This window comes from Bacillus sp. FJAT-29790 (genome assembly GCF_019039215.1).
GTDB lineage: Bacteria > Bacillota > Bacilli > Bacillales > Cytobacillaceae > Cytobacillus.
On sequence record NZ_JAHNZZ010000001.1, the window covers coordinates 3,101,788 to 3,123,016 of the forward strand.

The following is a 21,229-nucleotide window of genomic DNA, read 5'->3' on the forward strand; positions in this document are numbered from 1 at the left end:
GCCTCTTAACAATGCGGACCAAGGTGTTATCTTTAGATAATGTGGGTCAAGGATATTTAAATAAAAGGCATGAACATATTTGACATATCAAATATGTTCATGCCTTTTTGTTGCTTTGAAATAAAGTTTGATCTTTTTCTATATATGTTGTTCAATCAGCGCCCCGATTATGGAAGACACACTAATTCAATTTAAATATTATCTATTATTGTTTTTTCTCTTCATGATTTCCCGTATGAAAAGTATTATAAATATAATGTATAAACAAATGGTAATAATACTAACCAAGACCAATGGAGTTAGAGCTATTTGTTAATGAAGGAGCTTGTGTAATCGCTACAGATATACAATTTGAAAAACTTTTGGGAAAGGTCGGTGAACTTAAGGGCCTTGCAAAAAAAGACAAATTGTGAATATCGAATCATTATTAATCTCGCTTCGAGACCGCCTTGAATCTGAAAAATTAAGGTATCGTAAATCTTTAGAAGAGAAAGAATTTCGAAGAAAGATAGCCGATGATCGATCTCGAACGAATTATAATCCCAACTCGGACGGACAAATGTCGCGCACGTATTATACTGGTCAATGGGGTATAGGGAGAAAGAAATGAATCTTCCATTGAAAGAAGAAATCAATCTTCCTTCTAACGTTGATTTCTTCCTTGCTACTTTTGTTGTTTACTTCTTAGAAACACACCTTTTACAAGAACTTCAAATAAAAGAAAATTAGGTTGCAGGAGCATACATTTACGCCTGTGACCTAATTTTCTTTTATCTATATACGATCAAACTGTAAACCGAACTGAAGCGATGTTCTTTTTCGTCTTCATTGCAATTACATAGACAATAATTGAAACGTTCTATGAACTCTTAATGGTGAGGATTTTTCATGCGGGTATCCCAAAACGCAGGCTATTAGCCATCATGACTACCGTTCGGGGTACTTTCTTATTAAAACGCGTTTTATAAACCTTTCATGAATACCATTCGAGCCGCTTTCCTACTAAAAAATACTCCAAGATTCCCTTATCCCCGCCTCTCCATCAGCCCTTCACCAAATGACAGCGAACCATCCGCCCTAATCCACGGTATTTTTGCACGAGAAACTTGCTTCCGTAAAATAATTACATTCACTAACTTTTCCACAAACGGAAACAGGCTATCCCATCATAAATGAGATAGCCTGTATACGTTGATATATCAATATTTTTAATACGATTAACGTTTTGAGAACTGAGGTGCACGACGAGCGCCTTTTTAATCTAGCTACTCTTACTTCTTGCGGGGCATCCCCAAGCGCCAAAGCGCTTATTAGTGAAATTCCTAAGTTCAATTTATCTGATAAAATAAATTGGCTAAAGGTAAAATATCTAAAAGATTTTTCAGACAGCCTTTTAAACTAGTATTTATTAAACTGCTTCTTCTATTTTCTCTCTTTTTTTTAAAACATAACTGAGCAAGTCGAGAGAAATGCGAGCTGCAACTTGACCCGTCATTCCTGTCGGGTCATAAGGAGGAGCGACTTCAACAATATCAAATCCAATGACGCTGCCTCTTTTTGCAATTCCTTCAAGCAACTCATTCACTTCATCATAAATAAAACCGCCTGGTGAGGGTGTACCTGTACCTGGAGCTATGGAAGGATCGATTCCATCAATATCAATGGTAACATAATATTTTTCTCCAGCAGGAATTTGCTCAATCACTTGATCTATACCCATTTTTCGTATGTGACGTGGCGATAGGATTACACTACCGTATTCCCTAGCTGCATCTACATCTTCTTTTTTACTACTACTGATACCGCGAATACCAAATTGAAATATTTTCTGCACATGATCTAATTCAGATAAACGTCGGATGCAGTTACCATGTCCATATCGCATTCCAGAGCGGTGGTCTGCCCAGTCCAAGTGAGCATCAATTTGAATGACATGAAACGGCCCTAATTCCTCTAAGCCTTTCCCAACCGCGGCTGTAATGGAGTGATCCCCTCCTAACACAACTGGCATGGCACCTTTTGATACAATCTTTCGAATGGCTTCTTCCGTATTTTCATGACATTGCATCAAATCACCATGAACCATATCAACATCACCGCAGTCAACAATCTTCCACTTTGGCCCAAGATACATGATATCATTCTCAATATCATAAGCACCGTCCAAGCCAAAACTATAAAGAGTCGAGCCTTCGCGAATTCCCCTTGGTCCCATTCGAGCACCCGATTTCCACTGTGTACCCATATCATTCGGAACACCTATTACAGCTACATCTGCGTCCAATTTCTCCAAATCATCACATATTGGATATTTCCCAAACGTACAAATCCCGGTAAAAGGCAAATTTAAAAATTGCTTTTCGTCTTTGCTGACCATTAAAATACCCTCCATACTTTGACAAAAACTTGCTTAAAGCTATAAAAAACTTAAGCATTCATTTATAAAACTATTCTTGATCGCCAAACCAGTTTGTTGGTTCCACTTGAAGGTTAATATTAATTTGTTTTACTTCCGTAAATTCTTCCAAACCAAATGTTCCTAGCCCGCGTCCAATCCCACTTTGTTTATAACCACCCCATGGGGCTTCGTTATACGCAAGGTTATAGGCATTCACCCACGTAATTCCTGCTCGCACCTTTTTAATGGTTCTTAAAGCCTTCGCTCCGTCTTGTGAAAACACACCAGCTGCTAGTCCATATGGCGTATCATTTGCCAATTGAATTGCCTCTGCTTCATTTTTAAACTTTTGAACGACAAGCACTGGTCCAAAAATTTCTTCTTGAACAATTTTCATATCAGGCGTTGTATCTACAAAAATAGTTGGCTCGATGAAATAACCCTTTTCAAGTCCATTCTCAGTAATCCGCTTGCCGCCGCAAGCCAATTTCGCACCCTCTTCAATGCCCGCTTGTATATAACTAAGTACTTTATTCATATGCGATTCACTTACAAGAGCACCCATCTCAGTCGAATCTTGATTGCCAGGACCTACACGAATTGCTTGCGCTTTTTCAACCAATTTGTTTACAAATTCATCATGGATGCTTTCTTCAAGTAGCAATCTTGATCCAGCATTACAAACTTGTCCTGCATTCATGAAAATCCCATTTAACGCGTAATCAATCGCGGTCTCGAGATCGGCATCCGCAAAGACGATATTTGGCGATTTACCGCCGAGCTCAAGTGATATATTTTTAATGTTTCCTGATGCATTTGTCATAATGCTTCTACCTGTCGCTGTACTACCTGTAAACGAAATCATGTCCACTTTATCGCTCTCAGCGATTTCATTTCCAACGGTCGATCCGCCGCCCATAACAAGGTTTGCAACACCTTTAGGAATTCCTACTTCCTCCATAATTTCAAATAATTTAACCGTCGTAATCGGCGTTACTCCAGAAGGCTTAAAAATTATGGTGTTCCCAGCTGCTAGAGCAGGAGCAATTTTCCACGCACCTGTTAAAAGCGGGAAGTTCCATGGAGCAATCAATCCACAAACCCCTATTGGCTCCCGTACAACCAACGCCTGAACCGGATCAGACACTGGATATGTTTGTCCGTTCGGTTTTGTAACTAAGCCCGCATGGTAGCGAAAACAATTGACCGCATCCGCGATATCGAATTCCGCTTCCCTATATGGCTTCCCAGTATTGCTAGATTCAATTCTGCTAAGTTCCATCGCATTTTGTTCGAGCTTATCCGCAATTTTAAATAAGTAGTCTGCGCGTTCTGCAGCTGGCAAGTCGGACCACACCCCCGAATCGAACGCCACACGCGCTGCTTCAATAGCCTTTCTCGTATCTTCAACGTCCCCTACAACAGCTTCTGCAATCACCTCACCGTTTGCAGGATTGATCACTTCGCTCATTTCATTCATTTTTGAATCGACCCAATTACCGTTAATATACATTTGTAACTTCAACAATTCGATTACCCCCAATTGATGATGATGTCTTTTTTTACAAACACCAAGATTATTCAAAACATGACGTTAGTACGTAAAACCCTCTCCATAGCGACTTATTGAATATTTCCCCTATTCAGAAAGGATAACTTCTGCTTCATATGCCGATTGAAATAATTTTAGATACTCTTCATATGACAATTTTCGTGAATTCGTAATGGTGCACAAATGCTTGAATGCACTTTGCGCTAAAAATGGGAAGTCATCAGAATTCACTTCACTCAAGCTATTAAAGCTCGGAATTCCTAATTTAGCCGCAAGTTCTTTTAGCAAACGCACACCTTCATACGCTGTTTCTTCTGCCGATTCTTTTGGGCTTGCCCCAAGTTTAATTGCGATATCCGCATGTTTTTCAGGATTTGAAGGAATATTGTATTCAAAAACATACGGAAGGAAAATGGCATTTGCGACTCCATGTGGCGTATCGTAAAGCCCTCCCAATGGCTCTGCCATCGCGTGAACCGCACCAAGATCTGTATTATCGAATGCCATACCAGCAATTAAGCTCGCAACCAACATATTTCTTCTCGCCTCTAGATTACTACCGTTCTCCACCGCTTCAGGAAGATGCTTAGCAATTAGTTCAATCGCATGCAAACTTAGTCCGTCTGATATCGGTTGTGCGAGAGTACTCGTATAAGCTTCAATCGCATGTGTAAGTGCGTCCATTCCTGTTGCGGCCGTAATTGAACGAGGCAACGTTAAAGTTAATTCAGGATCGAGAATTGCTAATTTCGGAGCAACTCGAATGTCTAAAATAGCCTCTTTCTGCATCGTAACTGTATCTGTAATAACAGCTCCTGTTGTCACTTCACTACCCGTACCGGAAGTAGTTGGAACACAAATTAAAGGAATAATTTCTCGTTCAAGTCGGTTTACACCATAGCGCTCTCTCAATTCACCATCATGCGTCAACAGTGTCCCAATTGCTTTTGCAAAGTCCATGGAGCTTCCTCCACCAATCCCAACAAGTAAATCAATATTCTCATTTTTAAATCGCTGGGCTGCTTTTTCGCAGTCAACATCTTTTGGGTTCGGTGTAACTTCGTCGAACACGATATATTGAATTTTTTCTTGATCGAGGGCGATTGTAATTTTTCCCAGAATACCTGTTTTCGCTAAACCTTTATCTGTCAGGATCAGAGCTTTTTTACTTCCAAAGCTTTTTGCTCTTTTTCCGATTTCATGTATTTTTCCATCTCCAAATTCGATAGGAGTAGCTATCTTAAAATTAAAATTCCAAGTCATCATTTAATTCTCCTTTATTTATAATAATTTTTCGAAATCTAATTGTTCAGTGTAATAGGGTTTTACTTTATCCCTTGAAAATCACCTCCTTTAATAAATAAAATCGTCCTAACGAGCACTTTCCTCCTTAGATTCGATTACTTGTTTATCTAAATTGATATCCATGAGGCTTTTATTAGAAAGCTTGGTCAAATAGATTAGGTAGAATAAACCAAACACCATCCAAGCACCCCCAACGACTAATGCTGAGATCTCTAGATTTGTCCACAACCAGAAGGTCAGCGATGCACCAATTAGCGGTAAAATAAGATATCTTGCATAATCATTAAAAGTAGAGCGCTTACAATTGCGAATAAAATAGTGTGCAATGACCGACAAGTTAACGGAGGTGAATGCCATAAGCGCTCCAAAGTTAATAAATTTGATCACTTGTTCCAGCGTTAAGACGATCCCTAGCATCGAGAAAATAACGATAACTAAAATGGCACGTGATGGTGTTTTAAATTTCGGATGTACATAGCCAAAAATTCTTTTAGACAAGACAGAGTCTCTTCCCATCGCATATAAAACGCGTGATGCACTGGTTGTTGCAGCAATACCAGAAGTGAAGTTTCCAATAAGCATAATGCTGATAAATACCGCTTGGAAAAGGTTTCCGCCAATGATTGCAGCGATTTCGAGCGATGCTGAATCTGCATGTTCGAATGAAAATCCCGGAAGAACCAATTGTGACAAATAGGAGGAACTGATATACAAAAAACCGATTATGAGCAACATAATGATAATTGCTCGTGGAATTGTTTTTTCTGGATTAATTGTTTCTTCCGATAACGTCGTAAGCGAGTCAAAGCCAAGAAAACTAAAGCATAAAATAGCAGCACCTGATAACATAACGGACATAGGAACATCTGAACTAAAAAGAGGTGCTACGGAGATAATGCTTCCTGCTCCAACTCCTTCTAGTAAACTTTTAATGGACAGGATACAGAACAAAATAACAAAAACGATTTGCACGAGAACGAAAATTTTACTCATAAAGGCCGAGAAGTTAATACCGAGTATGCTCGGTATAACAATCCCCACTGTCCAAAGTATGATCCAGACAAAATGTGGAACGACCGGAATGATAGTACTTAAGTAAATCGTAGACATTAAAGCCGTAACGAGTGGTGTTAACATATAGTCCAACATGATCGTCCAGCCTACAATAAAGCCAACACCCGGATGGATAGATTTTTGAGCAAATGTGTAAGCCGATCCGGCAATCGGGTAAGCTTTTGCCATCTTCGCATAACTAAGCGCTGTGGAGAAAATTGCCAAAAAAGCTAAAATATATGCACCCGTTATCACGCCGTTTGAAGTTACAGTTGCAATTCCATACGTATTGAAAAAAACTGCTGGATTATTCCATGCAATTCCAAGAATAACTACTTGCGACAGGGTAAGTATTCTTGCGAGTTTTACTTTCTCCATTCTCATTCCTCCTATAAAACTGTTTAATTTAAAAAACAATTTAAAGCACTCTAGCTTATTTCACTCCAATAAAACCTCCTTCAAAAAAGCCTCTTTCTACGATTATTTTGATATTTCATATAATTTAAAATAGTCCATATTCGGAGTTTAAACTTTTGTGTTGCACAAAGGTCAATAGTGGTGTTTACTATTTTTAAAGAAAATATTTTAGGGAGTGAGAATTGAGATGAAGGAAAAATTAACGATTGGTGAGATGGCAAAGTTACGAAATCTAACGACTGAAACGTTGCGACACTATGACCGAATCGGTTTATTCAAGCCTCAATATACGGACCCTCAATCGGGATACCGGTATTATTCCATCTATCAATATGAGATTTTAGGAACGATTAAAGAATTGCGACAGCTCGGCATGAGCACCGATGAAATTAAAGCATATTTTGATGAACGAAGTGTTCGCAAATCTCTAGAACTGCTTAGGCAGAAACATGAAGAGCTTGTTTCAAAGATTAACGAAATAACTGAACTAGAAGAAAACATTAGTGAAAAAATTGCTTACCTTGAACAAGTCAGAGCGGGAGAAGATTATAAAAAAGTATTTTTCCGTCATATCGAAAGCAGAAGATTAATTACATTAAACGAAAAAATTAATAATAATTTGGAGCTTTGTTATGGTGTGACCAAATTGGAAAATTTGCTTAACGAGAAGGCACCGATTTTAGCTAGTAGTCGACTAGGCATTATCATTAATGAAGAGGAACTACACCAACAACGTTTTGAAGAACCTTCCGTTATTTTTATCGTTGCAAAAAACCATCGACAGCTCTCAAAAAATTATGAGCGGATCATTCCTGCCGGATTATTTGCGTGCATTCGTTATAATGGCGAATTGCTTTGGAATCGAAGCAAAAGCTTAACTGAAATTCTTGAACATCTCGATAAAAATGGTTTTCGTATTACAGGTGATGCGTTACAAATCATGTACATCGACATTACAATCACAGACAGGCTAAATGAAATTACATTCGAAATTCAAGTACCTATTGAAAAAATTTAAGTAGGGAGTCGTACATAGAAGACTTTCTACATTTTAGGGAAGGGTATGAATTTACATCTCTCAATCCGTAGAAACAATAGAACAAGGGGCTATTTCAAAACTTCCGAAGTTAACAAGGAGCATATGATTATCAATTTTATTATTCATTCTGTATAGAAGAGTTGCTAAAAACATCATGGAGTATGATGATTTGAACAACTCTTCTTTGATGCTGAAAAATACCTGTATTTTACAAACGATCCAAATACCTCTTATGAAAACGTGATTGTTAGTACTAAATTACTAGCAAGGTGATCAATCAAATGATATATTTGGGAGGAATGCGTAGTAACTATGCCCAATACTTGAAAGCCCTTCAGAATGAACATCGCGACTCTAATTTATTTGCCTACCAATCGCTAAAAGTCCCTTTATCGGAAGAGAAACCTACCACCATAATTTCCCTTCAAGCAACATTCTTTGTTATTCCCTTTTCACCTCAATACCTGCATAATAAGAAATTTCTTGTCCGTTTTTAAGTGGATAAGTCTATCAAAATCGGATCCATTATAATCGCTAGCACTTTTTAACAAATTATAGAAATAGGAGTTGGAGTGGACCATGCATGTAAAGTCTCGTGTTGTGTCAAATGAATTAAGTATATTGAGATCTATAAACGCACGAATGAATTTATCATTAAAGGTTAAGAAATACTATTTAAACATCGAAAAAGGCTATCAGGGTGAAGTGTTATTTGATCAATTAACTGCTCAGCTGCAATCCGATATGTACATAATAAATGATTTATGCCTTGAATTTAACCATTCTGTATTCCAAATTGATACGTTAATCATTTCTCAAAAAACAATTTTCACCATCGAAATAAAGAATTATGAAGGCGATTATAAATACGAATCAGAAGAATTCCGAGGAGCTTTTTCCAACCATGAAATTATGAATCCACTGATTCAGTTAAAACGCACCAATTCATTACTCCGCTCCTTACTTAAAAGTATACGGATAAACCTACCAGTCGAAGGATACGTAACCTTTGTAAACCCCGAATTCACTTTATATCAAGCCCCCTTAGATTCATCGATTATTTTTCCAACCCAGCTAAATCGTTTTGTAAAAAAATTAAATGAAATGCATTCGAAACTAAATGAACAGCATAAGCAGCTAGCTGACCTTTTACTCTCGATGCATCAAGCTGAATCCCCGTACACCCGTTTACCACCTTATGACTATGGTGAATTGCAAAAAGGGATAACTTGTGTAGCCTGTCGTTCATTTGGGATTACTGTTGGGAACAAGAAAATTGTTTGTAATCAATGTGGGTTCATAGAAGATGTTGACTCCGCAGTTCTGCGCAATGTCGAGGAATTAAGGCTTCTTTTTCCGGAGAAAAAAATTACGACTAATCTTGTTCATGAATGGTGTAAGCTGGTTAAGTCGAAAAAGAAAATTAGAAGGATTCTCCTGCAAAACTTAAAATCTGTTGGAGCAAGGGAGCATAGATATTTTGTATAATAATCAGTGAATTATCCTTTTGATTTTAACAAGTACATCGTGTGCGTTCCTATCGAAATTTCTCATTTTTTGATTAGTGTAATTTGTTTTTACATACCAATAATGCACTTTTTCCTTTTCCGGCAATGATAATAGCTTTCTTATACTTTAATTACAATAGAATTGCAGTACATTTACCATGAACGGAAATTCTGACGCTGCGCGGGGAATGGAAATGCCTTCCTTTTACCCTGAACGAACTTTTTGACGCTACATGGGAAGTCGAAGCGCTTTCCTTTTACCCTGATCTAACTTTTCGACACTGCACGGGAAGTCGAAACGCTTTCCTTTTACCCTGAACGAACTTTTTGACGCTACACGGGAAGTCGAAGCGCTTTCCTTTTACCCCAAACGAGAATTTTGGCGCTTCTGGGGAAATCGAAACGTATTCCATTTACCCTGAACGCACATTTTGCCACTTCGCGGGAAATAGAACTACTCTCATTTCCCTAAAACTCCTCTTTTCTCTTCACCCAGGCATTGTAACTCGACCAAATAAAAAAGACCCCCAACCAAATCGGTTGAGAGCCTTGAATTGTTGATAGATTAACGTTTTGAGAACTGAGGCGCACGACGAGCGCCTTTAAGACCGTATTTTTTACGTTCTTTCATACGAGCGTCACGAGTTAATAGTCCTGCACTCTTAAGTGTTGGACGGTATTCTGGGTCAGCTTGAAGTAACGCACGAGCGATACCGTGGCGGATTGCGCCAGCTTGACCAGTGTATCCACCGCCATTTACATTTACATGCACGTCATAGCTGCCGACTGTTTCAGTAGCTACAAGCGGTTGGTTTACAACTGCACGTAATGCTGCAAATGGGATATACTCTTCAATTTCACGACCATTGATAATAATTTTACCGTCGCCTGGAACTAAACGAACACGAGCAACGGAGCTCTTACGACGACCAGTACCGATATATTGAACCTGTGCCAAGTTAATAACCTCCTCTATTAATTATCCACGAAGTTCGTAAACTTCAGGTTGTTGTGCTTGGTGCGGATGTTCGCTACCAGCATATACGTGTAATTTCTTGAACATTTGACGGCCAAGAGAGTTCTTTGGAAGCATGCCTTTGATTGCAAGCTCTAACATTCTCTCAGGGAATTTCGTACGCATCTCAAGAGCTGTTCTTGATTTCAATCCACCTGGGTGGTTTGTGTGACGGTAGTAGATTTTGTCAGTTAGTTTCTTACCAGTTAATTCAATCTTTTCAGCATTAAGAATAATTACATGATCACCAGTATCAACATGTGGTGTGAAAGTTGGTTTATGTTTACCACGTAGGATTGATGCTACTTCAGTAGAAAGACGACCTAGAGTCTTGCCTTCTGCATCAACCACGTACCATTTACGTTCGATATTGTTTGAATTCGCCATAAACGTTGTACGCATCAGTTTCCCTCCTAAATAATTCCATTATCATAGTTCATTTGGTTTCTATATTTTCGACACAATAAGTTCCGGGGCTTATCGTGGGTTTAATAATAATACCTATGCTATAATATAACTTTGAACAGCTAATGTCAAGAAAATGTTACGCCAGGTTTAGTTGTTTTAAGAATTTTTTATATAATAAAGCAAACTTTACAACGCTCCACCGGCATTTCTTCTAATCCTTTTCCATTTTTCAATAAAAAACTTCCCATAAATACAGTCCCTGCCCCGGAGCAGTTTTTCCCGCCAGTGCTCGATCTTTCCCTTCGACAATCTCTGGAATGGAGTGAGGAGCCATCCCCCCAGAACCGACCTCGATCAGCGTGCCTACTAGAATTCTTACCATATTATAAAGAAATCCATTTCCGACAAAACGAAAAACGAGCAGTTCCCCATCTTCATGCAGCTCGATCTTTGTTATCTCTCTTACCTTATCCTCTACATCAGTCTTTGCAGAGCAGAAGCTCGTAAAATCATGCTTGCCAATTAAATACGGCAGTGCCTCTTTCATGGCCCGAATATCTAGAGAATACGGATACTGATAAGCAAAGTTGCGCCGAAATGGATCCCTTGTGGGGGATAAGTGAACATAATAGCGGTATTCCTTCCCCTTTGCATCGAAACGGGCATGGAAGTCACTTTCAGCAGCCTCTACCTTGACGATCACAATATCATCAGGCAAGAGAGAATTCAGAGCCACCGCCCACTTTGAACAAGGAATATTGAGCTGGGAATCAAAGTGAAAAACCTGCCCCTTCGCATGGACGCCCGCATCTGTTCTCCCAGAAGCGCTAATCTTTATATCTATACCTTTATGAAGCTTGTTCAAAGCACGTTCAATTTCGCTCTGTACAGTGAGTTTATTGGGCTGAACTTGATAACCGGCAAACCGGGTTCCGTCATAGCTGACAATACATTTATATCTTTGCATCCTTCCACTCCATTACGATCTCAATAATATTAATACGAGGGTTAATATTCCGAGTAAAACGAGCATTCCTGTATCATTTAAACCCCAGCTAAGCTGCCTATATTTCGTTCGCCCTTCTCCCCCCCTGTATCCTCTAGCTTCCATCGCCGTCGCAAGTTCTTCCGCCCTTTTAAAGGAGCTGACGAATAGTGGAATAAGCAGTGGGATAATTGCCTTTACCCTCTCTTTAATAGGGCCGCTTGTAAAATCGACTCCTCTTGCCGTTTGCGCCTTCATAATCTTATCTGTCTCTTGCATAAGAGTCGGGATAAAACGAAGCGAAATAGACATCATGAGAGCAAGCTCATGAACAGGAAACTTGACTTTATTTAACGGATCCAACAGACTTTCTAACCCATCAGTTATTTCAATCGGTGTCGTCGTTAATGTAAGGATCGATGTCATTAATATGAGCAGGAAGAACCGCATAGCGATAAAAGCCCCCTGTCTTAACCCTTCTTCATAAATCGTCAACCAGCCTGCCTGAAATAGAATCTCCCCTTCCTTTGTTAAGAACAAATGGAGAAGCAAAGTGAAAAGGACGAGCCAGAGAATGGGTTTCAGCCCTGTATAAATAAAACGAAAGGGCACTTTTGACAATGAAATCATTAAAAACGTGTAAATAACTAAAGCCCCATATGTCAAACTATTGTTTGCGATAAAAACGATGCAAACGAATAAAAAGATAATAATTAGCTTTGAACGGGGATCCATTCGATGGATTAAGGAATGAGCAGGTACATAACGGCCAAAAATCATTTTCTCCATCATTTCAGCTCATCCCCCTTTAAAAAAGCAGCAACCTCTTCTGATAATTCTTCTACCGTTAAACAAGTTTTTGGAAACTTTATGCCAAAGGTTTTTTCTATTTTGTGCTGAAAGCGAACCACTTCTGGGACATCCAATCCAAGCTCAAGTAAGCCATCAGGAGATGAAAAGATTTCTTCGGCCGTTCCTTTTTTATACACTTCTCCTTTATGCATGATAACAATTTGATCCGCATATCTTGAGGCATCTTCCATACTGTGTGTAACTAACACCGTCGAAAGCTTCCTGTCTTGATGAAGAGCATGGAACATGTCCATAATTTCCTTGCGGCCTCGGGGATCGAGACCTGCGGTCGGCTCATCGAGCACGATCACATCCGGCTCCATCGCTAACACCCCGGCGATTGCTACCCTGCGCATTTGCCCGCCTGATAAATCGAAAGGCGATTTACTTAAGATGTCTTCTGAAAGCCCTACTTGCCCGATGGCAATTCGCGCCCTCTTTATCGCTTCTTCCTCAGACACACCAAAATTCATCGGCCCAAAACAAATATCCTTCTCAACTGTTTCCTCAAACAATTGATGTTCAGGGAATTGAAAGACGATCCCTACCTTTTGCCTTACCTCTTTGAGTTTTTTCTGTTTTTTATTTGCGGTTATTTCTATGTCCCCAATGATTACTTTGCCCTCTGTAGGCTTTAACAAGGCGTTCAAATGCTGTAAAACGGTCGACTTCCCAGAACCTGTATGCCCGATAATTGCTAGGAACGTCCCCGATGGAATATCGATAGAAACATTTTTAATAGCAAGCCGTTCAAAAGGGGTTTTAACCTGATACCGATATTCTACTTCTTGTAGTGAGATGTCCATAACTCTGCCACCAACTCTTCTTCCGATAAAAAATGTTTAGACAGGGAAATTCCTTGTTCCCTTAAAACCTTACTCACTTTAACTGGGAAGGGAATATCCAATCCAAGTTTAATCAGTTCTTCATCCATTTGAAAGATTTCCTCGGGGCTTCCCTCTCGATAAAGTTGGCCTTTATTCATTACGAGGATTCGATCAGCTTTTGCGGCTTCTTCTAAATCATGTGTAATCGAAATAACAGTCATTTTATGGTGCTCCTTCAACTCTCTGACTGTTTCTAATACCTCTTCCCTACCTCTCGGGTCAAGCATCGATGTCGCTTCATCTAGAATGATTATAGACGGTCGGAGAGCTATGACACTGGCAATGGCCACTCTTTGCTTCTGGCCACCTGATAGATGGTGCGGCTCTTGATCAAGAAATTGCGCCATTTTCACCTTTTCCAAGGAATTATTGACTCTTTCTACCATTTCATTTCTTTCAATCCCATTGTTTTCTAAACCAAAAGCCACATCATCTTGAACCGTCGTTCCAACAAACTGATTATCAGGATTTTGAAATACCATCCCGATTTTCTTTCTTGTCTCCCAAACCGTTTCTTCTGTCAGCAGCATTCCATTAACTACAATCGAACCTTCTTGGGGATATTGCAGCCCATTTAATAGCTTTGCAAGTGTTGATTTCCCAGACCCATTATGTCCAACAATCGCAAGCCATTCCCCCTCGTATATCTCAAAAGAAACATTTCGAAGAGCATAACCGGATTCGATGTCATATTGAAATGAGACATTCTCTAATTGTACTAACGGCTTATTGCTCATTGGGGCTCCTCCTCTCAACTCTCTCTTCTCTCTATTCTAAACTGTTCTACCAAACAATCAAACATTTCAATAAGCTTTTTTTAGGTGAGTAAGTCTGATAAATCAAATTCGCCTTGGCGTATTTGTGCCCAGATTTTTATCGAGCTAACTCGATAAATTCCTTTGAAAAATCTGTGGCATCCGCCGGAGGCTTAACTTTATTCAGCAGAGGTTTGAACCCCCACTGAATTAGATACCTGTTTAAATTCATCTCGCCATTTATATCGTCTAGTGACTTCTGCTGAATAAAGTTTAACCTAATAAAAAACCCGCCACATTTGGCGAGCTTCAATAGTAATGACAGTGGATATATGGCTGATAACAAATGTAAGCAAAGATTGTTCCTGCCGTTAACAAGAATAGAAAAGAAAAAATTCCAAATAAACCATTTTCTATCCAGGCTAATAAGACACTTAAACTGCCCCTATTCAAGCCCAACATTACAGTATATCTTTGATTAGCAATAAAAAAGCCTGCACCTTTCCGAAAACAGGATGACCTGCTGCGCGAGAAATACTTGAATAAAATCGGAAAGGTGCATGCAAGAGCTAGACGAGACATGGCACGATCGGGAAAAGCCCGCCAAATTCTTTGGTAACGCCTGCACCAGTATTCCTGTGCATCGAAATCCTTTTTAATCCATGCTCATCATAACGCTCACTTTTGGCTAAACTTCATTACGCTGCCACCTATGGACAGACAGCCCTCTTACAGAAAAAGGGCAAAGAACAAGTTTGTTAAAAAACCGTCCCGCCCTTGTTGTCTGTAAAAGATATTATACTAACTCGATAACAACCATTGGTGCTCCGTCTCCACGACGAGGCCCTAATTTCATAATACGAGTATACCCACCTTGGCGTTCTTCGTAGCGTGGTGCAATATCGCTGAATAATTTTTGTACAGCATCTTGATTTGTTTCAGCGTTTGCTACCTCGTTGCGTATGAATGCAGCTGCTTGACGACGTGCGTGTAAATCGCCGCGTTTTCCAAGAGTGATCATTTTCTCAACAACTGAACGAAGTTCTTTCGCACGAGTTTCAGTTGTTTGAATGCGCTCATTGATGATTAAATCTGTTGCTAAGTCACGTAGCATAGCTTTACGCTGAGAGCTAGTACGTCCTAACTTTCTGTATCCCATGAAAGTTTCCCTCCTTTGTTGAAGTCATTCATTCGGCTCTAGAGCTTTCAACAATATAATTAGTTAAACAATTGTTTAACAAATCAATCGTCTTTTCGCAAGCCTAATCCGAGCTCTTCTAGTTTGTGTTTAACTTCCTCAAGAGACTTTCTGCCTAAGTTACGCACCTTCATCATATCTTCTTCAGTTTTGTTAGCAAGTTCCTGAACGGTATTGATGCCTGCACGTTTTAAACAGTTATATGAACGAACAGAAAGATCTAGTTCTTCAATTGTCATCTCAAGTACTTTCTCTTTTTGATCTTCTTCTTTTTCAACCATGATTTCTGCATTTTGAGCTTCATCGGTTAAACCAACAAAGATATTCAAATGCTCAGTTAAGACCTTCGCACCAAGTGCAACCGCATCTTGAGGACCAGTACTTCCGTCAGTCCAAACATCGAATGTTAACTTATCATAGTTAGTCATTTGGCCTACACGTGTATTTTCTACTTGATAAGAAACACGAGAAACTGGAGTATAGATGGAATCGATAGGAATCACGCCGATAGGCTGATCTTCCCTTTTGTTTTGGACAGCAGTAATATAGCCGCGACCACGTTTAGCAGTCAGGCGCATACGTAAATGGCCGTTCGTTCCAAGCGAAGCAATGTGAAGATCCGGATTTAGAATTTCAACATCACTGTCGTGGGTAATGTCCGCTGCTTTAACAACGCCTTCGCCCTGTACATCGATTTCTAGAGTTTTTTCTTCATCAGAGTAGATTTTAAGCGCTAGTTTCTTAATGTTCAAAATGATAGATGTTACATCTTCTACGACGCCTTCAATTGTTGAGAACTCATGAAGTACCCCATCAATTTGGATCGATGTGACTGCGGCACCTGGGAGTGAAGATAATAGGATACGACGTAAGGAGTTACCCAAAGTTGTACCATACCCACGCTCAAGTGGCTCGACGACGAACTTCCCGTACTTGGCATCATCGCTGATCTCAACCGTTTCGATTTTTGGTTTTTCTATTTCGATCATGAAAATATACCCTCCTTCAAAACGTCGAAACCCCGGTTAGCAATTTCTAACCGAAATTCCCCCATGTATACGTTCCCGTTTTGTGCACAACAACTGGATTAAAAATTCTGTATGAAAGTAAAAACTTTCCCATCATATCCCATTATAGACAAGGATACAAAATTTATACAGAAAAATTAAACACGGCGACGTTTTGGCGGGCGACAACCATTATGTGGAACTGGAGTCACGTCTCTGATTGCAGTAACTTCAAGACCGGCAGCTTGAAGAGCACGAATAGCAGCTTCACGTCCAGCACCTGGTCCTTTAACTGTTACTTCAAGAGTTTTCATTCCGTGTTCCATGGAAGTTTTCGCTGCAGTTTCAGCTGCCATTTGAGCTGCGAAAGGAGTAGATTTACGTGAACCTCTAAATCCTAGAGCTCCCGCACTTGACCAAGAAAGTGCATTACCATGAGCATCAGTAATTGTTACGATTGTGTTATTGAAAGTAGAACGAATATGTGCAATACCTTGTTCAATATTCTTTTTCACACGACGTTTACGTGTATTAGTTTTACGAGCCATTAAAAGTACCTCCTTTACCGATTATTTCTTCTTGTTCGCTACAGTCTTACGAGGACCTTTGCGTGTGCGAGCATTGTTTTTTGTATTTTGTCCGCGAACCGGTAAACCACGGCGATGACGTAGACCGCGATAGCTTCCGATCTCCATTAAACGCTTGATGTTAAGTGAAACCTCACGACGAAGGTCTCCTTCAACTTTTAATTTATCAATGACTTCACGGATTTTATTTAATTCATCTTCCGTTAAATCACGAACACGAGTGTCTTCAGAAACACCAGCTTCTGCTAACACTTTCTGAGCAGTTACTTTACCAATTCCATAGATGTAAGTTAATGAGATTACTACACGTTTTTCACGTGGAATATCTACACCAGCAATACGTGCCATTCGCCCAGCACCTCCTTGTTTTTAACCTTGTTTTTGTTTATGTTTAGGGTTTTCACAGATAACCATAACTTTTCCACGTCTGCGGATAACTTTGCACTTTTCGCAGATTGGTTTAACAGATGGTCTTACTTTCATTATCCTAACCTCCTTAATAGTACGGAGTGCATTGGTTATTTAAAACGATAAGTGATTCTTCCGCGAGTTAAGTCATATGGAGAAAGCTCAACCGTTACTTTATCCCCTGGTAAAATGCGAATAAAGTGCATGCGGATTTTACCGGAAACATGAGCCAGCACTGTATGACCATTTTCTAGTTCTACTTTAAACATGGCATTTGGCAGAGTATCAACAACTGTACCTTCTATTTCAATTACATCGTCTTTCGCCATCGAACGTGTCTCCCTTCTACTTTTCAAATACGAAACCTTTGAACACTTTGCAAAAGCAAAGCATCATTTCCCATTAGTTACACGACCGGATTTCTGATAACTTTTTCTGAACTTCTGGTACATAATCAATGAGTTGTAAAAAGTCATATATGCTTTATCTAAAGGTGATCGTATATTCAATACACCATCAGTTATTTCATATAGAATGAGTCTTCAAACAACACAACCATATTATTATAGCACATTGATTAGCACCCGTCCGCAAATAACCAAAACGATTTGACCTGCAAACGGAACAGAACGGGATAAAATGCGATCAACTACACTTTAGAGCTGTGTAAGGATCTCATAACCTGTTTCAGTGATGGCAATCGTATGCTCAAAGTGTGCACACATTTTCCCATCAACCGTAACAACTGTCCAATCATCGGCTAACGTTTTTACATATCGGCTTCCTGCATTCACCATCGGTTCAACAGCAAGTACCATACCCGGTTTTAAACGTGGACCTTTGTTTGGGGGACCGTAATGAGGGATTTGAGGAGCCTCATGTAAGTTTTGCCCTACTCCATGGCCTACATACTCGCGTACAATGGAAAAACCATTTGATTCCGCATAGGTTTGAATCGCGTGTGAGATGTTCGATAGACGTTCACCTGGCTTTGCTTCCTTTAGGCCTATATATAATGATTCTTCTGTTACGTCTAGAAGACGCTTAGTTTCATCATCAATCCGGCCTACGGGATAAGTCCAAGCTGAGTCACCATGATAACCGTTATATTTAGCACCGATATCCAGACTGATAATGTCGCCCTCTTTTAATACCCGATTACCAGGTATGCCATGAACAAGCTCATCATTTACTGAAGCGCAGATACTGCCAGAAAAGCCATTATAACCTTTGAAAGATGGAATTGCATCATGCTTCAAGATAAACTTTTCCGCAATCGCATCCAATTGTTTTGTTGTAATGCCAGGCACAATATGCTGTTTCAATTCCTGATGAGTCAGTGCGACAATTTTGCCGGCTTCACGCATGATCTCAATTTCACGCGGTGTTTTGCAAATGATCATTATTGCAAGCCCCCGAGTAAAACATCCAAATCAGAAAATACTTTGTCTATTTCCTGTTGGCCATCGATATTGCGTAAATAACCCTTTGATTCATAAAAATCAAGCAAAGGTTTTGTTTGTTTAATATTAACGTCCAGTCTATTCTTAACAGTTGCTTCATTATCATCTGCACGCTGATACAGTTCACCGTCACAACGATCGCATATTCCCTCTTTTGCAGGAGGATTAAATACGAGATGATAAGTAGCACCGCAATCTTTACAGATACGACGGCCAGTTAGGCGATCCATCAGAATATCCTGATCTACATCAACATTAATCACATAATTAATTTGTTTACCCAATTGTGTAAGAATGTTTTCTAATGCATCCGCCTGAGCCACTGTTCGTGGAAAACCATCAAGAAGGAAGCCTTTTTCACAATCATTCTTACTTAATCGTTCACGGACAATACCGATTGTTACTTCATCAGGAACAAGTTCGCCTTTATCCATGAATGATTTTGCTTGCAGGCCTAGTTCCGTTTCACCTTTAATAGCTGCACGAAACATATCTCCAGTAGAGATATGAGGGATGCCGTATTTTTGGACAATCTTCTCTGCTTGTGTACCTTTACCGGCACCAGGGAGCCCCATTAATACTAAATTCACACGAATTCCCCCTAGCATCAAATTGGTTTTTAGGGAACAGAAGTCCCCTTTAAACCAAATTATTTTATAAACCCTTTATAATGACGTTTAACAAGCTGAGCTTCAAGCTGTTTCATCGTTTCAAGCGCAACGCCGACAACGATTAGCAAGCTTGTTCCTCCAATTTGAGCCGATGCTGGCAAGCCTGCTATTTTAGTAAAAAATACAGGCAGAACAGAAATCGCTGTTAAGAAGAGCGCACCAACTAAAGTTAAACGGTATAAGACCCGAGTTAAATACTCTTGCGTGTTTTTCCCTGGACGGATTCCAGGAATATATCCGCCTTGCTTCTTCAAGTTATCCGCAACTTGTTCAGGATTAACTTGAATGAAAGCATAAAAGTAAGTAAAAGCAATAATTAATGCACTGTAAATGATCATCCCAATTGGCGACGTATTGTCAAAAACTCTCTCAATCCAGGCCGCTGTATCACTATTTCCGAAGAAACCAGCAATGGTTCTTGGGGTAACGATAAACGACATGGCGAAAATAACCGGGATAACACCAGCTGCATTTACTTTTAATGGCAAGTGTGTGGATTGACCGCCAACAGGGTTTTTACCCTCAACCATACGCTTAGCATATTGAATAGGGATTTTTCTTAATGCCTGTTGGATAAAGATTGTACCGACAACGATCGCAACAACGGCCAAAAGAATAAGCAATACAGTAACAATGCGCAAGAATAGTTGTTCTCCAGCATTTTCAAGTTGCTGAGCATAGATTTGGTTTACCGTATTTGGAATACCAGCAGCGATACCAGCAAAGATAATGATAGAGATCCCATTCCCTACACCTTTAGCAGTAATTTGCTCACCTAACCACATTAAAAATGCTGTACCGGCAGTTAATACCGTGGCAATTAAAAGATACGTTCCAACGCCAGGGTTTTCAATTAACATACCACCAGCAAGGTTATTGAAACCGTAAGACATACCAAGAGCCTGAATAAAACCAAGCACGATAGTAAAATAGCGGGTAAACTGAGCTAATTTACGGCGACCAACTTCTCCTTGCTTTGACCACTCCGTAAACTTCGGCACTACATCCATTTGCAGAAGCTGAATGATAATAGATGCTGTAATATACGGCATGATTCCCATCGCAAGAATGGAGAAGTTGAGCAACGCCCCACCGCCGAATGTATTCAGTACCCCAAATACATTTAGTTGGTCTTGTGATTTTAATAGTTCTGCATTTACATTCGGAACTGGAATAAACGTACCGATACGAAATACAATCAACATTAAAAGGGTGAAAATGATTTTTCTTCTAATATCACCAACGCGCATAAAATTGGAGATGGTCTGAAACATTAAATCACCTCAGTTTGACCGCCGGCAGCTTCAATAGCTTCCTTGGCAGCAGAGGAGAATTTATGAGCTTTAACTGTAAGCTTTTTCTCCACTTTGCCTTTAGCAAGAATTTTAATTCCTGCTCTTTCATTACTAACAACGCCAGTTTCGATAAGAAGTTCTGGAGTTACTTCAGTTCCATCTTCAAAACGATTTAATGCATCAAGGTTCACAATCGCGTATTCTTTACGGTTAATGTTCGTAAAACCACGTTTTGGCAGACGTTGGAACAAAGGTGTTTGACCACCCTCGAAACCAGGACGAACACCGCCGCCAGAACGAGCGTTTTGCCCTTTATGACCTTTACCAGCAGTTTTACCATTACCAGAACCGATTCCACGACCTTTACGTTTACGTTCTTGACGTGAACCTTCTGCAGGCTTTAATTCATGAAGTTTCATGTTGGCA

Annotated in this window: 23 protein-coding genes; 3 read left to right on the forward strand and 20 right to left on the reverse strand. The window is 39.7% G+C overall.

Annotated elements, in window-relative coordinates:
* Window positions 1-606 precede the first annotated feature (606 nt).
* A complete protein-coding gene (locus BGM26_RS21725) occupies window positions 607-729 on the forward strand; it encodes a hypothetical protein (protein WP_302053236.1) in 123 nt (40 codons plus the stop codon).
* Window positions 730-1,408: 679 nt separating this feature from the next.
* On the opposite strand, the gene speB is transcribed toward BGM26_RS21725, so the two are convergent.
* From speB to BGM26_RS14745, 4 genes are all read right to left on the reverse strand, one after another.
* Window positions 1,409-2,377 carry an agmatinase gene (gene speB, locus BGM26_RS14730; RefSeq protein ID WP_217040503.1) on the reverse strand — a complete coding sequence of 323 codons (969 nt, stop codon included), beginning with the start codon at window positions 2,375-2,377 and terminating at the stop codon, window positions 1,409-1,411.
* A 70-nt stretch (window positions 2,378-2,447) separates the two neighbouring features.
* The gene (locus BGM26_RS14735) at window positions 2,448-3,926 is read right to left on the reverse strand and encodes an aldehyde dehydrogenase family protein (protein WP_217040504.1); all 1,479 of its coding nucleotides are present in this window, start codon (window positions 3,924-3,926) and stop codon (window positions 2,448-2,450) included.
* Window positions 3,927-4,037: 111 nt separating this feature from the next.
* Window positions 4,038-5,213 carry an iron-containing alcohol dehydrogenase gene (locus BGM26_RS14740; protein ID WP_217040505.1) on the reverse strand — a complete coding sequence of 392 codons (1,176 nt, stop codon included), beginning with the start codon at window positions 5,211-5,213 and terminating at the stop codon, window positions 4,038-4,040.
* 108 nt (window positions 5,214-5,321) lie between these two features.
* Entirely contained in the window at window positions 5,322-6,686 is a 1,365-nt protein-coding gene (locus tag BGM26_RS14745) for an APC family permease (protein WP_217040506.1), read from the reverse strand.
* A 226-nt stretch (window positions 6,687-6,912) separates the two neighbouring features.
* Here BGM26_RS14745 and BGM26_RS14750 point away from each other — a divergent pair, with 226 nt between their 5' ends.
* Both BGM26_RS14750 and BGM26_RS14755 read left to right on the forward strand, forming a co-directional pair.
* Window positions 6,913-7,743: a MerR family transcriptional regulator gene (locus BGM26_RS14750; RefSeq protein WP_217040507.1), complete on the forward strand. Its 831-nt coding sequence runs from the start codon at window positions 6,913-6,915 to the stop codon at window positions 7,741-7,743.
* A 600-nt stretch (window positions 7,744-8,343) separates the two neighbouring features.
* Window positions 8,344-9,252, forward strand: coding sequence for a nuclease-related domain-containing protein (locus BGM26_RS14755; RefSeq protein ID WP_217040508.1), 909 nt, complete (start codon window positions 8,344-8,346; stop codon window positions 9,250-9,252).
* A gap of 585 nt (window positions 9,253-9,837) precedes the next feature.
* On the opposite strand, the gene rpsI is transcribed toward BGM26_RS14755, so the two are convergent.
* From rpsI to rplO, 16 genes are all read right to left on the reverse strand, one after another.
* On the reverse strand, window positions 9,838-10,230 hold the full coding sequence (gene rpsI / locus BGM26_RS14760; RefSeq protein WP_217040509.1) for a 30S ribosomal protein S9: 393 nt from the start codon (window positions 10,228-10,230) through the stop codon (window positions 9,838-9,840).
* A gap of 21 nt (window positions 10,231-10,251) precedes the next feature.
* Complete coding sequence (gene rplM / locus BGM26_RS14765; RefSeq protein ID WP_217040510.1) at window positions 10,252-10,689, reverse strand: 50S ribosomal protein L13; 438 nt, start codon at window positions 10,687-10,689, stop codon at window positions 10,252-10,254.
* A 235-nt stretch (window positions 10,690-10,924) separates the two neighbouring features.
* Window positions 10,925-11,662 carry a tRNA pseudouridine(38-40) synthase TruA gene (gene truA, locus BGM26_RS14770; protein WP_217040511.1) on the reverse strand — a complete coding sequence of 246 codons (738 nt, stop codon included), beginning with the start codon at window positions 11,660-11,662 and terminating at the stop codon, window positions 10,925-10,927.
* A gap of 12 nt (window positions 11,663-11,674) precedes the next feature.
* Window positions 11,675-12,472, reverse strand: coding sequence for an energy-coupling factor transporter transmembrane component T family protein (locus tag BGM26_RS14775; RefSeq protein ID WP_217040512.1), 798 nt, complete (start codon window positions 12,470-12,472; stop codon window positions 11,675-11,677).
* Complete coding sequence (locus BGM26_RS14780; protein ID WP_217040513.1) at window positions 12,469-13,338, reverse strand: energy-coupling factor ABC transporter ATP-binding protein; 870 nt, start codon at window positions 13,336-13,338, stop codon at window positions 12,469-12,471. Before BGM26_RS14780 ends, BGM26_RS14775 begins: the two co-directional genes overlap by 4 nt.
* Window positions 13,314-14,156, reverse strand: a complete 843-nt coding sequence (locus BGM26_RS14785) for an energy-coupling factor ABC transporter ATP-binding protein (RefSeq protein WP_217040514.1) — start codon at window positions 14,154-14,156, stop codon at window positions 13,314-13,316. Before BGM26_RS14785 ends, BGM26_RS14780 begins: the two co-directional genes overlap by 25 nt.
* Before the next feature lie 814 nt (window positions 14,157-14,970).
* Complete coding sequence (gene rplQ, locus BGM26_RS14790) at window positions 14,971-15,333, reverse strand: 50S ribosomal protein L17 (protein WP_217040515.1); 363 nt, start codon at window positions 15,331-15,333, stop codon at window positions 14,971-14,973.
* Window positions 15,334-15,416: 83 nt separating this feature from the next.
* On the reverse strand, window positions 15,417-16,361 hold the full coding sequence (locus BGM26_RS14795; RefSeq protein ID WP_217040516.1) for a DNA-directed RNA polymerase subunit alpha: 945 nt from the start codon (window positions 16,359-16,361) through the stop codon (window positions 15,417-15,419).
* A 176-nt stretch (window positions 16,362-16,537) separates the two neighbouring features.
* Window positions 16,538-16,927, reverse strand: a complete 390-nt coding sequence (rpsK, locus tag BGM26_RS14800; protein WP_217040517.1) for a 30S ribosomal protein S11 — start codon at window positions 16,925-16,927, stop codon at window positions 16,538-16,540.
* A gap of 21 nt (window positions 16,928-16,948) precedes the next feature.
* Complete coding sequence (gene rpsM / locus BGM26_RS14805) at window positions 16,949-17,314, reverse strand: 30S ribosomal protein S13 (protein ID WP_217040518.1); 366 nt, start codon at window positions 17,312-17,314, stop codon at window positions 16,949-16,951.
* A 21-nt stretch (window positions 17,315-17,335) separates the two neighbouring features.
* Window positions 17,336-17,449, reverse strand: a complete 114-nt coding sequence (gene rpmJ / locus BGM26_RS14810; RefSeq protein ID WP_000868344.1) for a 50S ribosomal protein L36 — start codon at window positions 17,447-17,449, stop codon at window positions 17,336-17,338.
* Window positions 17,450-17,484: 35 nt separating this feature from the next.
* Window positions 17,485-17,703, reverse strand: a complete 219-nt coding sequence (gene infA, locus BGM26_RS14815) for a translation initiation factor IF-1 (protein WP_009336604.1) — start codon at window positions 17,701-17,703, stop codon at window positions 17,485-17,487.
* A gap of 327 nt (window positions 17,704-18,030) precedes the next feature.
* On the reverse strand, window positions 18,031-18,777 hold the full coding sequence (map, locus tag BGM26_RS14820) for a type I methionyl aminopeptidase (RefSeq protein WP_217040519.1): 747 nt from the start codon (window positions 18,775-18,777) through the stop codon (window positions 18,031-18,033).
* Complete coding sequence (locus tag BGM26_RS14825; protein ID WP_217040520.1) at window positions 18,777-19,427, reverse strand: adenylate kinase; 651 nt, start codon at window positions 19,425-19,427, stop codon at window positions 18,777-18,779. The genes map and BGM26_RS14825 overlap by 1 nt, the downstream gene beginning before the upstream one ends.
* A gap of 59 nt (window positions 19,428-19,486) precedes the next feature.
* Window positions 19,487-20,782, reverse strand: a complete 1,296-nt coding sequence (secY, locus tag BGM26_RS14830) for a preprotein translocase subunit SecY (protein WP_217040521.1) — start codon at window positions 20,780-20,782, stop codon at window positions 19,487-19,489.
* Window positions 20,782-21,222 carry a 50S ribosomal protein L15 gene (gene rplO, locus BGM26_RS14835; RefSeq protein WP_217040522.1) on the reverse strand — a complete coding sequence of 147 codons (441 nt, stop codon included), beginning with the start codon at window positions 21,220-21,222 and terminating at the stop codon, window positions 20,782-20,784. The genes secY and rplO overlap by 1 nt, the downstream gene beginning before the upstream one ends.
* Between the last annotated feature and the right edge of the window lie 7 nt (window positions 21,223-21,229).

What these genes read in the sequence shown, in the direction of transcription:
- BGM26_RS14785 (WP_217040514.1), bottom strand. Translation starts at nt 14,156, where the DNA reads ATGAGCAATAAGCCGTTAGTACAATTAGAGAATGTCTCATTTCAATAT.
- rpmJ (WP_000868344.1), bottom strand. Translation starts at nt 17,449, where the DNA reads ATGAAAGTAAGACCATCTGTTAAACCAATCTGCGAAAAGTGCAAAGTT.
- rplQ (WP_217040515.1), bottom strand. Translation starts at nt 15,333, where the DNA reads ATGGGATACAGAAAGTTAGGACGTACTAGCTCTCAGCGTAAAGCTATG.
- infA (WP_009336604.1), bottom strand. Translation starts at nt 17,703, where the DNA reads ATGGCGAAAGACGATGTAATTGAAATAGAAGGTACAGTTGTTGATACT.
- speB (WP_217040503.1), bottom strand. Translation starts at nt 2,377, where the DNA reads ATGGTCAGCAAAGACGAAAAGCAATTTTTAAATTTGCCTTTTACCGGG.
- BGM26_RS14740 (WP_217040505.1), bottom strand. Translation starts at nt 5,213, where the DNA reads ATGACTTGGAATTTTAATTTTAAGATAGCTACTCCTATCGAATTTGGA.
- BGM26_RS14750 (WP_217040507.1), top strand. Translation starts at nt 6,913, where the DNA reads ATGAAGGAAAAATTAACGATTGGTGAGATGGCAAAGTTACGAAATCTA.
- BGM26_RS14755 (WP_217040508.1), top strand. Translation starts at nt 8,344, where the DNA reads ATGCATGTAAAGTCTCGTGTTGTGTCAAATGAATTAAGTATATTGAGA.
- secY (WP_217040521.1), bottom strand. Translation starts at nt 20,782, where the DNA reads ATGTTTCAGACCATCTCCAATTTTATGCGCGTTGGTGATATTAGAAGA.
- BGM26_RS14745 (WP_217040506.1), bottom strand. Translation starts at nt 6,686, where the DNA reads ATGGAGAAAGTAAAACTCGCAAGAATACTTACCCTGTCGCAAGTAGTT.
- rpsM (WP_217040518.1), bottom strand. Translation starts at nt 17,314, where the DNA reads ATGGCACGTATTGCTGGTGTAGATATTCCACGTGAAAAACGTGTAGTA.
- BGM26_RS14775 (WP_217040512.1), bottom strand. Translation starts at nt 12,472, where the DNA reads ATGATGGAGAAAATGATTTTTGGCCGTTATGTACCTGCTCATTCCTTA.
- BGM26_RS21725 (WP_302053236.1), top strand. Translation starts at nt 607, where the DNA reads ATGAATCTTCCATTGAAAGAAGAAATCAATCTTCCTTCTAACGTTGAT.
- rplO (WP_217040522.1), bottom strand. Translation starts at nt 21,222, where the DNA reads ATGAAACTTCATGAATTAAAGCCTGCAGAAGGTTCACGTCAAGAACGT.
- BGM26_RS14795 (WP_217040516.1), bottom strand. Translation starts at nt 16,361, where the DNA reads ATGATCGAAATAGAAAAACCAAAAATCGAAACGGTTGAGATCAGCGAT.
- rpsK (WP_217040517.1), bottom strand. Translation starts at nt 16,927, where the DNA reads ATGGCTCGTAAAACTAATACACGTAAACGTCGTGTGAAAAAGAATATT.
- BGM26_RS14780 (WP_217040513.1), bottom strand. Translation starts at nt 13,338, where the DNA reads ATGGACATCTCACTACAAGAAGTAGAATATCGGTATCAGGTTAAAACC.
- truA (WP_217040511.1), bottom strand. Translation starts at nt 11,662, where the DNA reads ATGCAAAGATATAAATGTATTGTCAGCTATGACGGAACCCGGTTTGCC.
- rplM (WP_217040510.1), bottom strand. Translation starts at nt 10,689, where the DNA reads ATGCGTACAACGTTTATGGCGAATTCAAACAATATCGAACGTAAATGG.
- map (WP_217040519.1), bottom strand. Translation starts at nt 18,777, where the DNA reads ATGATCATTTGCAAAACACCGCGTGAAATTGAGATCATGCGTGAAGCC.